This window comes from SAR202 cluster bacterium, assembly GCA_009392515.1.
In the GTDB taxonomy this organism is placed as follows: domain Bacteria; phylum Chloroflexota; class Dehalococcoidia; order Lucifugimonadales; family UBA6952; genus UBA6952.
Genome location: VFGE01000034.1, coordinates 1 through 12,395 on the forward strand (window position 1 = coordinate 1; position 12,395 = coordinate 12,395).

Sequence of the window (12,395 nt, forward strand, 5' to 3'; positions counted from 1 at the left end):
TAAAAGACGTGCCATACCATATTCGAATCCAAAGATTAATAGATACTATTGATACAAATGAATACAAAGATAGTTGATAAATTATTAAACTCTCTATAGACTGTCGATACATTGATACTTAAAGTGGAGGAGAGTACTCTAATGAAGGCAGCCGTATTATATGAAACAAACCAACCTCTAGTTATTGAGGAAGTAGAATTAGATGCACCCAAAAAGGGTGAAGTACATGTAAAAATTGGAGCTGCTGGCGTCTGTAGAAGCGACCTACATTTCATGCATGGAGATGCTATCATCCAAACTCCCGCAATATTAGGCCATGAAGGAGCAGGAACAGTCCTAGATGTTGGAGAAGGTGTAACAAGTGTAAAGCCAGGTGATGATGTAATACTTTCATTTGTTCCAAATTGTGGCCGATGTCCGTATTGTCTTTCAGGAAGAGCTAACCTTTGCGATCTACATGGAGCAACATCAGGTACTCTATTCGATGGTACAAACAGGCTACATATAGGTGATCAATATATTACTCCTATGGGTAAAGTTGGATGTTTTGCTCAAGAGGCTGTAGTTCCTGAGACTGGTTGTATCTTACTTCCAAAAGGATTCCCCTTACCCCAAGCCGCTTTAATTGGATGTTCTGTAACAACAGGTGTTGGTGCTGCTATGTATAATGCAGAAATAAAACCTGGTAGCACAGTTGCTGTTTTTGGAGTTGGAGGTGTAGGACTAAATGTTATACAAGGAGCAAGGCTATTAGGAGCAAGTAAAATTATCGCTGTTGATATTCATCAAAGCAAATTGGAATTTGCATCTAAGTTTGGAGCAACAAATACAGTTGATGCTAGCTCTGGAGATCCAGTTGCAAAAGTAAAAGAACTAACTGATGGTCTTGGAGCAGATTATACCTTTGAAGTATTTGGTTCTTCTGAAACAGTTCTTAATGCATACCACTCTGTTAAAAAAGGCGGACAGGTTGTTATAGTTGGTATAGCACCAGTGACTGCAACAGCGGCAATAGACCCAGTATCTCTTGTGCGATTTGAAAGAACAGTAAAAGGATGCTACTACGGTAGTGCAAGACCTAATATAGACATGCCAACAATGGTGACTTTATATAAAACCGGTCAAATAGATATAGATGGCTTAATTACACGAGAATACAGTTTGGAAGAAATTAATCAAGCATATCAAGACATTGATACTACAGAAATTGGTCGTGGAGTGATAACCAAATTCTAATTGATAGATTTGCTTTTCTGTTGACATATACTTGACATTATTCTAAGATACTTGCTCACCGTAGATTGTAAATATATATATTAAGAGGTTAAATTTTGACAAAAGTATTTTCCGACGATAACGAATCTTTTGAAAGCTTACTAAGGCGCTTTACAAAAAAAGTTCAACAAGATGGTATACTCTCAGAAGTTAGAAGAAGAGAACACTTTGAACCTCCTAGTATCAAACGAAAGAAAAAAGCAGCCGCTAAGCGACGTAAAAGTATTCGTTAGTCTACATATCAACAAATTATTCAAATTATAGAGCAACTATGTCTGAATTAAGTGAAAAGATCAGCAGTGATCTCGCCGATGCAATGAGGCAAAAAAATGAACCTAAGAAAACAGCCCTTCGTATGGTCAAAGCCGCTATCCGCAACGAAGAGATAGCCTCACAAACCACACTAGATGATCAAGGTATTGTCAATGTAATATCGAAAATGTCAAAACAATATAATGATAGTATTACACAGTTTAAATCAGCAAATAGAGATGATCTTGTTCAAAAAGAACAAACAGAGTTAAATGTTTTACTTGAATATTTACCCCAGCAACTAACAGAAGATGAAATCACACAAATAGCAAAAGATATACTATCAAATTTGAATGAAGAAAATAGATCTAATTTTGGTATGATCATGAAAGAAATCATGCCTAAGCTAAAAGGTCAAGCAGACGGTTCGATTGTTAGTAAAATCGTTAAAGACTTACTCTAATCAACTGTGATAGTATTAAAGTCGAAGAGATTAGATACATCAAGAGGTTGTTTTGAAATTTGGTATAGTTGTATTCCCTGGTACTTGGAGTGATACTGATTGCTACTTTGCTGTTCACGATATTCTCAATCAAGATGCAGAATATGTATGGCATAAAGATACTGATTTAGATAAATTTGATTGTATAATTTTACCTGGTGGCTTTTCATATGGAGACTATTTACGTCCTGGTGCTATGGCAAAATTATCTCCCATTATGAACTCTATTAAAGAATTCTCTAGCAAAGGTAAATTTATTATTGGTATTTGTAATGGATTCCAAATACTTTGTGAATCAGGATTATTACCAGGAACTTTAATCAAAAATACAACTTTACAATTTAGATGCCAATGGACAAACTTATTCGTAACAAATAACGATACCCCTTTTACTAATGCTTGTGAGAAAGGATCTGTTCTTAATATTCCTATATCTCACGGGGAAGGAAATTATTTTATTGACAATAATGGATTAGAACAACTTTATAAAAACAATCAAATTGTACTTCAATATTCTGATATGAATGGAATAATCACTGATCAATTTAATCCTAATGGGTCAGTAAATAACATCGCCGGTATAATTAATGAAAAAAGAAATATTATCGGAATGATGCCTCATCCTGAAAGAAGCTGTGAAGCAATATTAGGAAGTACTGATGGTAAAAAAATTTTTGGATCAATTATTAACACTATTGAGTCTAAATTATTTAAGGAGACCCAATGATTACTGCAATCCTGTTTGCACTCCTAGCTGCAACAGGATGGGGTTCTTCAGCTATTTTTACTAGAAAAGGATTGGAGCATTTACCAACTTCAATAGGAACTATATTATCTTTGGTTGCAAGCTTCATTGTTTTAGCAACAGCAGCAGTTATAGTATATGGGTTTAAGGCTTTTTCCATTCCTATGACTATATTTTATATATTAATATTCATCGGAATTATAAACTACCCTATAGGACGATATATGAACTTTACTTCAGTACGTTTAGCAGGTGTTAGTCGATCATCTCCATTGCTTGCTTGTGCACCTTTAGTTAGCTCTGGTTTAGCAATAATCTTTACAAATGAACAATTAAACATATATCTAGGCATAGGAACCCTATTGATTGTTTCTGGAATCATACTTGTGGTTAGTGAAAGAAGATAAAAATATGAAATCGTTTATTACAGAAAAAAATATGGTAATTTTAGGAATGTTGTGTGCACTTATTGGTGGTAGTGCTTATGGCGCCTCCCAATTTATGTTCAAACAAGTTTTTAAACAAAATATTGATCCATTAGTAGCTGTTTCATATGCATTATTGAGTGGAACAATAATCCTTATGATTTTAAATTTAAAATCATTGAAAAAACCAGAAAAACAAATACCTAAAGAAGCGTATATTTATTGCATAATAGCAGGAATTTGCGCTTCAGGAGGGTTAGGATTTAGTGCACTTGCACTAAACATAGCACCTGTAGTTGTAGTATCGCCAATTTTCGCTCTTGTACCATTAGTTACACTAAGTCTTACAGTAATCTTTCTTAAAGCAACTGATCAGGTCACTAAAAAAATATGGATAGGTGCAACTTTAGTTGTAGTAGGAGTTATATTTATAGGGTTTGGATCATATCAATAGTTAATTATGAAGTACACACAATCACAACTAAATGAAATTGCATTAAGCTCTGAAGAATATGAACTTATAGTAGAGAAATTAGGCCGAGATCCTAATTATCTTGAACTAGGTTTATTTGGTGCTCTATGGAGTGAGCATTGTGGATATAAACATTCTAAAAATCTAATTAAAACTCTACCTAATTCTAGTACTGCGCTCTTAGCAAAGCCAGGAGAAGAAAATGCTGGAGTCATTGATATTGGAAATAATTTAGCAATAGTATTTAAAATTGAGTCCCACAATCATCCATCCGCAGTTGAACCATATCAAGGTGCTGCAACCGGAGTAGGTGGAATTATCAGGGATATACTAGCTATGGGGGCAAGACCAATTGCTATTTTAAACTCTCTTAGATTCGGCCATGTAAATAATAACCGCAATGAATATCTTTTTGAAGGCATAGTTTCAGGAATATCTGGTTATGGAAATTGTATAGGCATTCCAAATATTGGGGGTGAAACTAAATTTTCTGATTCTTATTCTGGGAACCCTTTAGTAAATGCCTTTTGCCTAGGAATTACTAATAAAAACAATTTAATGAGTGCAGCATCTTACACTCCTGGCAATATTATAATGGTAATTGGGTCACCAACTGGACGTGATGGAATTCATGGCGCTTCTGGTTTAGCTTCACGGAATTTAAATAAAAATGAATCAGAACAAGATAAGCGGCCAACGGTTCAAATAGGTAATCCTTTTATGGAAAAAGTTTTAATTGAATCATGCTTAGAAATTGTATCAAAGAACCTTATAGAGTCCCTACAAGATCTGGGAGCAGCGGGACTTACGAGTGCAATTGTAGAAACGGTTGATAAAGGTAAAACTGGGTTTAATATAGACTTGGCCAAGGTTCATCAAAGAGAAAATAATATGACCCCGTATGAAATCATGTTATCTGAGTCACAAGAACGTATGTTGATAGTATTCTCTCCTAAAAATACTAATAAAATCCTATCAATTTTAGATAAATGGGATATAGAGTATTCAACCATTGGAGAAATAACTGATTCTCAAAATGCAGAAATATATTTTGGTGAAAATTTAGTAGGTAACGTTCCAATAAATACTTTAACTACTCCTCCTTTATACAACTTGGATAATACACCTCCAGAAGAAATAATTGAATTACAAAATATTGATCTTTCATCTATACCTACACCAAATAAAGAAAAAGCAAATGAAATACTAATAAAACTACTTAGTAGTCCAAATATTGCTAGTAAAAAACCAATTTTTATCCAATATGACCATCAAGTTCAAACAAATACTATAGCATCTCCAGAAGATGCCGATTCTGCGATTATTCGTATTAAAAATAGCAAGGTTGGTATAGGAATTAGCATCGATGGTAATGGCAAAACAACCTATCTCAACCCATTTGAAGGTGGGAAAATTGCTGTTGCCGAGGCATGTAGAAATTTGATCTGTAGCGGTGTTGCCCCGCTAGCAATTACTAATTGTTTAAATTTTGGTGATCCTACAACCCAACTTGTATCATATCAACTCAATCAATCAGTTAATGGGATATCCGAAGGATGTAATACTTTTGGTATACCAGTAATAAGTGGTAATGTTAGTTTATACAATTCTACCGAAAAAGGTCCAATATTTCCCACCCCGATCATAGGAGCGGTTGGTAAAATTGATGATGTAAAAAATATAACAACTTCAAAGTTTAAAAATTATGACGATTTAGTTATTTTGCTTGGTAGTAATACTCTATCTAATGATCATAATGATTTAGCAGGTAGTGAATACTTAGAAATTATTCACAAACAAATCGCAGGTTCTCCTAAAATTGATTTAGAATTTGAAAATCGATTACAAAAGTGCTGTCTTAATCTTATCAATAATGAACTACTTATTTCTGCACACGATTGTTCTGAAGGGGGAGTTGCAGTAACTCTTGCGGAGTCATGTATTTTATCTAATATTGGATTCGAATCAGAAATTGAAATTAACGAACGATGGGATGTATCTCTTTTCGGAGAAAAACAGTCTCAAATAATTGTTTCTATCAACCCAAATGAGTTGATTTCTTTTTCAGATATTTGTAATGATTTTAATATACCTTTTGTAATATTAGGTGTAACAAAACCCGAAATATTTAAAATAAATTCCTTAATTTCAAATACAGTATCTGAATTAAAAAATGCTTACTCTACTAATTTTGTTGAATAATGTGCTATAATCAACAACTCGCAAATAAATCATAAAACTAGTTTCTAGTTTACGGAAGGAAAATATAAATGAAGGTTATATTTGTCAAAGATGTACCTGGTAGCGGTAATGCTGGCGAAGTAAAAGAAGTGAAAAATGGATATGCACGCAACTACTTAATCCCACAAAACTTTGCCTTGCTTGCATCCCATGACAATTTACAACGATTATCAGCAATTAAAAAAGCTGGAGATGAACTCCGAATTAAGGAAGAACAAGACCAAAATGAATTGGCCAACCTACTTAATGATATGGAGTTTGAATTGTCAGAGAAGGTAAATTCCTCTGGAAAATTTTACGGATCGGTAAATAATACAATGATTGCTGAAAAAGTTGAAACAGATACAGAACGATCCCTTGATAGAAGACTTTTTCATATAGAAAAAACTATCGAAGAACCTGGTATTTACTCGGTTGGAATAAAATTTCCTAGAGGTGCTGAATGTTCAATTAAAGTCAAAGTATCAGGCGTCGATATACAAGGTAATCTTATTGAGGCTCAAGAAATTACTGAAGAACCAACTGAAGACAATGTAGAAATTAATAATATAGATTCGGAAATTAACGAAACTATTGTTAATGAAACTTTGGATCAAGAAGATACTGAAAATACGATAGAAGATACTGAAATTCAAAACACTACAGAAATAAACGCTCAAGAATCACCATCAACTCCTGAGAGTGAAGATAAAGACGAAGATAATCAGTAATAATATAAAAAATACGTATCGTCCGTAACGTAATTATTAGAAATATATAGTATAATTTATCTCCCCAATTAAGGAATATAATTGCTTTGATTTAACTTATAATTCATTAGCATGATGAGGGCATACTATATGTATACAGATCGATTGCCACCTAGTGATGAAGCTGCAGAACAAGCAGTTTTAGGTTCTATATTAATTGAAGGAGATTCACTTTCTGAGGTTTCCTTAATTATAAAATCTAGTGATTTCTACACAGAAAGAAACAAATGGATTTACGAAGCATGCCTGTCATTATATAACCGTGGAGAACCAATTAATCAAATTAGTGTTGCTCATGAATTATCTTCGACAGACAAACTTGAAAGTATAGGTGGCGAAGGTTTTCTAAGTAATTTAATTGCAAATGTGCCCACTTCTGTATACGCAAGTCATTATGCTCAAATAATCAATAGAACATCCACAATGAGAAACCTAATTAAAGCTGCGACAGAAATTGCGTCTCTAGGTTATGAACCAGATTTTGAAGTTGATTCAGCAATAAAACAATCAGAAGATATACTTTTCCAAATTAGAGAAACTCGAGAAAATCGCGATTTTAGATCACTGCGTGATGTGCTAGATACCTACCTCGAAGAATCTTCTAATGACGATCCTGATAGTTTAACAAATACACAGCCTATTTTAACAGGTTTTCGAGATTTAGATTCTTTATTAGGCGGTTTACAAAGATCAGATTTGTTTATTTTAGCGGCAAGGCCAAGTATTGGTAAAAGTAGCTTGGCTCTAAACATCGCAATGAATGCTTGTAAAAATAATTCTACTGTTGCGATTCTAAGTTTAGAGATGAGTGGAGAACAATTAGCTATGCGTATGGTCTCATCAGAAGCCAAAGTAGATGCCCACAAGGTACGACAAAATCTCATAAACAGCCAAGAACAGCAAAGAATAGTATCAGCTATAGGAACTCTTTCAGACTTAGATTTATATATCGATGACAGTCCTATACAAACCATCACAGAAATACGAAGTAAAGCACGAAGATTAAACTTAGAAAGAAATATAGATTTACTTATTGTTGATTATATGCAACTTATACAAGGTCTACATCGAAATGAAAACCGAGTGCAAGAAATTAGTGAAATTTCAAGATCCTTAAAAGGAATTGCACGAGACCTTAATATTCCTGTTATAGCTATATCTCAATTAAGCAGAGCAGTTGAACAAAGACCATCTCATCGACCTCAATTATCAGACTTACGTGACAGTGGAAGTATAGAACAAGATGCTGATATTGTTTCATTTATATATCGAGAAGATGTGTATTATACTGAGGAAGAATGGAACTCCAGAAATCCTGTTGATCCTTATCCCAAAAATATCGCAGAAGTAATTATAGCAAAACATAGAAATGGGCCATTAGGTAACATTAATTTATTTTTCAATGATCAGTATGCAGAATTTAAAGATATGGCAACACGAGAAATTGATAATTAATTATCTAATCAAAGGATCTAAATGAAAACTGATAATGGTTTCAAGTTTAATAATAGGAATTATATTCCAATACCTATAGAATTAACTTCAAGTTTATTAAAGGACATCGACTCTTATGAAGAATTCAAATGTACTCTACGTGTATTTTCTCTAATCTTCTCACTCCGACCAAAACGATTATGGATAAGTTTTGAAGAATTAATCGCTGATCCAGTTCTACTAGAATCGATACATCCCAGTAATTCACAAAACAAAACTGAAATAATTATAAAAAGTATTTATGCTGCTAAGAAACGAAAAACAATCATTATTAGGGAAAAAGTTAAAGACCAAATACAAAACAGCATTATCTTAATTAATGATAAAATATCAAATGAACTATTAAAAAGAAAAGATATTGGAAACCTAGATAATGGATTAGATCTAGAACAAACAGACTTCCAATCTAGCCAAAAACCTCAATCAAATATATATGGATTATATGAAGATAACATTGGCCAAATGACACCGCTTCTAGCAGAAGAGTTAAAATTAGCAGAAAAAAAATACCCGAATTCATGGATACAAGAAGCAATTACTGAAGCTGTAAAAAACAATATTAGAAACTGGAAATATATATCTAGCATTTTAAACAGATGGCAAATTGAAGGAAGAACAAATGGAGAGTCTACGAGATATTCTAAAAAAAGTGAACGAGAAAGCCAACTTAGACGAGCACAAAAATTTAGAGATGAATTCATCAACAAAAAATCCTGATGAACTTGATGAAAAGTGTGAACTTTGTAAAGGTACTAAATGGTTAAGTTTCAATGTCCCTGTAGGGCATCCAAAATTTGGCAAAATTGAACCTTGTGAATGTCAAAAAGAAAAACTTTCCAATGATATATATAATAAACTCCAAGAAATAAGTGGTATCAAAAGTTTAAAAAAATTGACTTTTAAAAATTTAAAACAAAATGGTCTAAACCAAGATTATTCATCGAAATTTAGACATGCCCACGCAGTTGCTCAACAATATGTGCACGAAACTAATGGTTGGTTAATATTTCAAGGGCCTAGTGGCAGTGGCAAAACACATTTACTTGTAGCTATCCTTAACCAAACCATGAAAAAAGGTAACCCTGCGTTCTATATTTCAACCCCCGATTTACTCGACCATTTACGCTCTTCATTTGGACCAAATAATATGAATGATTATGATACTTTGTTTGACCATATCAAAAATACACCATTGTTGGGTTTAGATGATTTTGGTTCCGAAAGTACTACCACTTGGGCTAAAGAAAAACTAGCGCAACTTATTAATTATAGATATAATCGTGCGCTTCCAACGGTAATTGCGCTATCAACAAGCTTAAATCAAATAGATGAAACTATTCGTGGTAAATTACATGATGATAATTTAGTTGATATAATATCCTTAGGTTCGAAGCAAAATATTTCATACGGATATTTAGATAAGCTTCGTCAGGATTTAACAAATACTATGACGTTTGATAACTTTAACTATAAAAATTCAAAGATTCTTCAAAGAGGTTATGAACAAGCAATAGAATTTGCGTCAAATCCAGATGGTTGGTTAGTAATCCGCGGGAATACTGGAAGTGGAAAAACTCATTTAGCTGCTTCAATTACGAATCAACTAGAAACCAACGAAACAAATTGTATATTTACATTTATACCCGACTTGGTTGACTATTTAAGACTTAGTATTAACAACACTAGCCCTATATCTCATGAATCATTATTAAAAGATTTAATGACTTGTGAAGCACTAATACTGGATGATTTTGGAACAAAAAGTAATTCTACATGGATTGATGAAAAAATATATCAAATATTAGTTCATAGATATGAAAGTAAATTTATTACAGTTTTGACTATTAGGAATTTAAATGAAATTCCTGACTCGATTATTTCCAGACTTAGCGATACAGCTTTAGTTGATCACATAGAATTAGATAGTCCAGACTATCGTCAAACAAAAACACTAAAGTAACTTAGGAGGCCTAAACTGACTCAGAAAAAAGATTGTGTGTTTTGCAATATTGTTGCTAAAACAGAACCAGCAGATATTCTATATGAAGATGAAGAGGTAATGGTATTTAGAAATAAATTAACCTGGGTCCCAGTAATGTTGCTTTGTATACCAAAAATTCACATGACCCAAGCTAAACTTTGGACTGATCCAATATTAGCACATGTAGGTAAAATTGCTGCATACTTAGCAGCTGAACATTGTGAAGAAGGATTTAGAATACTTTCAAATTTTGGACGCCACGGTTTACAAAGCCAAGAACATGGACACTTACATATGATTGGTGGTGTTAACTTAGGATCATATGCATAAGTTATCTACAATCTGCAGCGCCATTAACATGCATAGTTTGACCTGTCATATACCCAGCTCCTTCCGATGCTAAAAATAAACAAACTGATGAAATCTCTTCTACAGTTGCTAATCTACCAAGTGGCACTCTAGCATACCTTCTTGCTGCAAGCTCCTCTAATTCTTCCTTTGTCATCTGTGAATGCCTAGGTCCAGTAGTATCAATAGTACCTGGAGATACACAATTAACTAAAACATTGTGTGGAGCAAGTTCTTTGGCAAGTGATCTGGTAAATCCTACCAAACCCATTTTTGATGCAGATACATGAGTATAACCTTCATGACCTTCAAGTGCCATTAACCCAGCTATATTTATAATTCTTCCCCAACCGTTTGCTATCATTCCTGGAACACAAAGTTTCGAACATAAAAAAGCACCATCTAAATCTATACCAGTAACCTTTTTCCAGTCAGAATATTCCATATCTATAAATGGTGTACCAGGACGCAATGCTGCATTGTTAACTAATATATCTATTGTTCCGAATTTTTCTAATCCTGAATTAATCATAGATTCAACTTCATGTTCGTTTGAAATATCTGCTTGAATAGCCAAAACCTCTACTCCCAAGTCTTTAATCTCTTGTGCGGTAGCATTTAATTCATCGATATTAGATTTGTTGTTTATAATCACATTAGCGCCTTCTTGCGCATACATTAATGCTATAGATTTTCCTATATTTCTACCTGAACCAGTTACTAATGCTGTTCGTCCTTTTAGTGAATTCATATTATTTCCTTTCAATGTTTATTTTTGTACTCATAATGCACTATTTTTTCATCTTTACAATAATCTGTATTAATACGATAATATTATGTCTGTAAAATTCATTCTACAGTTTTATAAAGAGAAAGATGAATAATATGAACCATAAAAAGATTATTCTAACAATGATGTTAGCTTCTACCATGGTGTTAACATCTATAGCATGTGGCGGAGGAGATGAAGAAGAAGTAGTTGAAACTACTACAGAAACGGTTACAGCCCCTGCATCAACTCAAGCACCTGATCCTACTCCTACCCCAAAACCTTTACCTACAGCCACACCTATTCCTGCAAAGCCAACGGCAACACCTGTCCCACCTAAACCAACACCAACACCAAAGCCAACGGCAACACCTACCCCTACTCCAACACCTACTCCAACTCCTACTCCAACACCTATTATTAATTTGAAAAAATTTGATTCACTTGGTTTTTCAATAACTGGTGACACAAATACAATATTCACAAGTACTGGCTATACGAGTAATAACGCAACAAACGATCAAGGAGTTGTTAGTTTCACTTACAAAGGTGCACAAGTAATAATGACATGGCTTCCAAGTACTGGAGTTACTTCAGGCGGGCTATTAGCCGATACTGTAGCTACATTTAAGCAATCACAACCAAATGTGGTCTTTAATGCCCTCGGTGATTCTGGAAATATCTATATAGATAATGATAAAGTCACAGGATCTTTCGGTGGACTTGCAGTAAACGATGATAACGGAAATTTAAAAACTGGAATATTAATTGGTTCATGGACCTGTGGTGATTCTAATACTTCATTTAACATTACTGTCACAGCAGATAATTTGACCACATTACAATTACGATTTAAACGACTTACTGACAGTTTCACCTGTTAGTTTATTTATAGTATTAGTTACATATTAAAAAGGAAAAAATATGAAAATACTAAATTCTAAAATACAACAAAATATAATAAGTACAACTCTAGCGTTAAGCTTAAGTATTGGTAACGTACTTCCTGTAATGGCCGGTCACGGAGGTCCTGATGAGGGATCACCTCCTATGCAACAAGACGCAGGTCAACAACAAGGTTCAGGCGCTGATGCTGCTGCTGCCGCTGCTGCCGCTGCTGCCGCTGCCGCTGCTGCCGACCA

General features: G+C 33.8%; 15 protein-coding genes. 14 read left to right on the forward strand and 1 reads right to left on the reverse strand.

Features of this window, described 5'->3' with window-relative positions; translation table 11 throughout:
- The first annotated feature begins 141 nt into the window (after positions 1 to 141).
- The 12 genes from FI695_05360 to FI695_05415 all read left to right on the forward strand — a co-directional run bounded on the left by FI695_05360 (position 142) and on the right by FI695_05415 (position 10,466).
- Positions 142 to 1,236 carry a Zn-dependent alcohol dehydrogenase gene (locus FI695_05360; protein ID MQG51388.1) on the forward strand — a complete coding sequence of 365 codons (1,095 nt, stop codon included), beginning with the start codon at positions 142 to 144 and terminating at the stop codon, positions 1,234 to 1,236.
- A 95-nt stretch (positions 1,237 to 1,331) separates the two neighbouring features.
- Entirely contained in the window at positions 1,332 to 1,508 is a 177-nt protein-coding gene (locus FI695_05365; GenBank protein MQG51389.1) for a 30S ribosomal protein S21, read from the forward strand.
- Positions 1,509 to 1,546: 38 nt separating this feature from the next.
- Positions 1,547 to 1,990 carry a GatB/YqeY domain-containing protein gene (locus FI695_05370; protein MQG51390.1) on the forward strand — a complete coding sequence of 148 codons (444 nt, stop codon included), beginning with the start codon at positions 1,547 to 1,549 and terminating at the stop codon, positions 1,988 to 1,990.
- Between the two features lie 52 nt (positions 1,991 to 2,042).
- Complete coding sequence (purQ, locus tag FI695_05375; GenBank protein ID MQG51391.1) at positions 2,043 to 2,756, forward strand: phosphoribosylformylglycinamidine synthase subunit PurQ; 714 nt, start codon at positions 2,043 to 2,045, stop codon at positions 2,754 to 2,756.
- Entirely contained in the window at positions 2,753 to 3,181 is a 429-nt protein-coding gene (locus FI695_05380) for a hypothetical protein (GenBank protein MQG51392.1), read from the forward strand. The genes purQ and FI695_05380 overlap by 4 nt, the downstream gene beginning before the upstream one ends.
- Positions 3,182 to 3,185: 4 nt before the next feature.
- Positions 3,186 to 3,653 (forward strand): DMT family transporter, encoded by a 468-nt coding sequence (locus tag FI695_05385; protein ID MQG51393.1) that lies wholly within the window; start codon positions 3,186 to 3,188, stop codon positions 3,651 to 3,653.
- Positions 3,654 to 3,659: 6 nt separating this feature from the next.
- Positions 3,660 to 5,873 carry a phosphoribosylformylglycinamidine synthase subunit PurL gene (gene purL, locus FI695_05390; protein MQG51394.1) on the forward strand — a complete coding sequence of 738 codons (2,214 nt, stop codon included), beginning with the start codon at positions 3,660 to 3,662 and terminating at the stop codon, positions 5,871 to 5,873.
- Between the two features lie 68 nt (positions 5,874 to 5,941).
- Positions 5,942 to 6,622: a 50S ribosomal protein L9 gene (gene rplI / locus FI695_05395; GenBank protein MQG51395.1), complete on the forward strand. Its 681-nt coding sequence runs from the start codon at positions 5,942 to 5,944 to the stop codon at positions 6,620 to 6,622.
- 129 nt (positions 6,623 to 6,751) lie between these two features.
- Entirely contained in the window at positions 6,752 to 8,116 is a 1,365-nt protein-coding gene (gene dnaB, locus FI695_05400) for a replicative DNA helicase (protein ID MQG51396.1), read from the forward strand.
- A 21-nt stretch (positions 8,117 to 8,137) separates the two neighbouring features.
- A complete protein-coding gene (locus FI695_05405; GenBank protein ID MQG51397.1) occupies positions 8,138 to 8,872 on the forward strand; it encodes a DnaD domain protein in 735 nt (244 codons plus the stop codon).
- Positions 8,775 to 10,115 (forward strand): hypothetical protein, encoded by a 1,341-nt coding sequence (locus FI695_05410; GenBank protein ID MQG51398.1) that lies wholly within the window; start codon positions 8,775 to 8,777, stop codon positions 10,113 to 10,115. The genes FI695_05405 and FI695_05410 overlap by 98 nt, the downstream gene beginning before the upstream one ends.
- Before the next feature lie 15 nt (positions 10,116 to 10,130).
- Positions 10,131 to 10,466 carry an HIT domain-containing protein gene (locus FI695_05415; GenBank protein ID MQG51399.1) on the forward strand — a complete coding sequence of 112 codons (336 nt, stop codon included), beginning with the start codon at positions 10,131 to 10,133 and terminating at the stop codon, positions 10,464 to 10,466.
- A gap of 1 nt (position 10,467) precedes the next feature.
- On the opposite strand, the gene FI695_05420 is transcribed toward FI695_05415, so the two are convergent.
- Positions 10,468 to 11,235: an SDR family oxidoreductase gene (locus tag FI695_05420; protein ID MQG51400.1), complete on the reverse strand. Its 768-nt coding sequence runs from the start codon at positions 11,233 to 11,235 to the stop codon at positions 10,468 to 10,470.
- Positions 11,236 to 11,360: 125 nt separating this feature from the next.
- On the opposite strand from FI695_05420, the gene FI695_05425 reads away from it, so the two are divergent.
- Both FI695_05425 and FI695_05430 read left to right on the forward strand, forming a co-directional pair.
- Complete coding sequence (locus FI695_05425; protein ID MQG51401.1) at positions 11,361 to 12,137, forward strand: hypothetical protein; 777 nt, start codon at positions 11,361 to 11,363, stop codon at positions 12,135 to 12,137.
- Between the two features lie 40 nt (positions 12,138 to 12,177).
- A partial coding sequence (locus FI695_05430; GenBank protein MQG51402.1) for a hypothetical protein occupies positions 12,178 to 12,395 on the forward strand: 218 nt, incomplete at its 3' end.

Excerpts from the sequence above, each read along its gene's own strand:
- FI695_05360 (MQG51388.1), top strand. The coding sequence starts at position 142 with ATGAAGGCAGCCGTATTATATGAAACAAACCAACCTCTAGTTATTGAG.
- FI695_05370 (MQG51390.1), top strand. The coding sequence starts at position 1,547 with ATGTCTGAATTAAGTGAAAAGATCAGCAGTGATCTCGCCGATGCAATG.
- FI695_05380 (MQG51392.1), top strand. The coding sequence starts at position 2,753 with ATGATTACTGCAATCCTGTTTGCACTCCTAGCTGCAACAGGATGGGGT.
- FI695_05385 (MQG51393.1), top strand. The coding sequence starts at position 3,186 with ATGAAATCGTTTATTACAGAAAAAAATATGGTAATTTTAGGAATGTTG.
- purL (MQG51394.1), top strand. The coding sequence starts at position 3,660 with ATGAAGTACACACAATCACAACTAAATGAAATTGCATTAAGCTCTGAA.
- rplI (MQG51395.1), top strand. The coding sequence starts at position 5,942 with ATGAAGGTTATATTTGTCAAAGATGTACCTGGTAGCGGTAATGCTGGC.
- dnaB (MQG51396.1), top strand. The coding sequence starts at position 6,752 with ATGTATACAGATCGATTGCCACCTAGTGATGAAGCTGCAGAACAAGCA.
- FI695_05405 (MQG51397.1), top strand. The coding sequence starts at position 8,138 with ATGAAAACTGATAATGGTTTCAAGTTTAATAATAGGAATTATATTCCA.
- FI695_05410 (MQG51398.1), top strand. The coding sequence starts at position 8,775 with ATGGAGAGTCTACGAGATATTCTAAAAAAAGTGAACGAGAAAGCCAAC.
- FI695_05420 (MQG51400.1), bottom strand. The coding sequence starts at position 11,235 with ATGAATTCACTAAAAGGACGAACAGCATTAGTAACTGGTTCAGGTAGA.
- FI695_05425 (MQG51401.1), top strand. The coding sequence starts at position 11,361 with ATGAATAATATGAACCATAAAAAGATTATTCTAACAATGATGTTAGCT.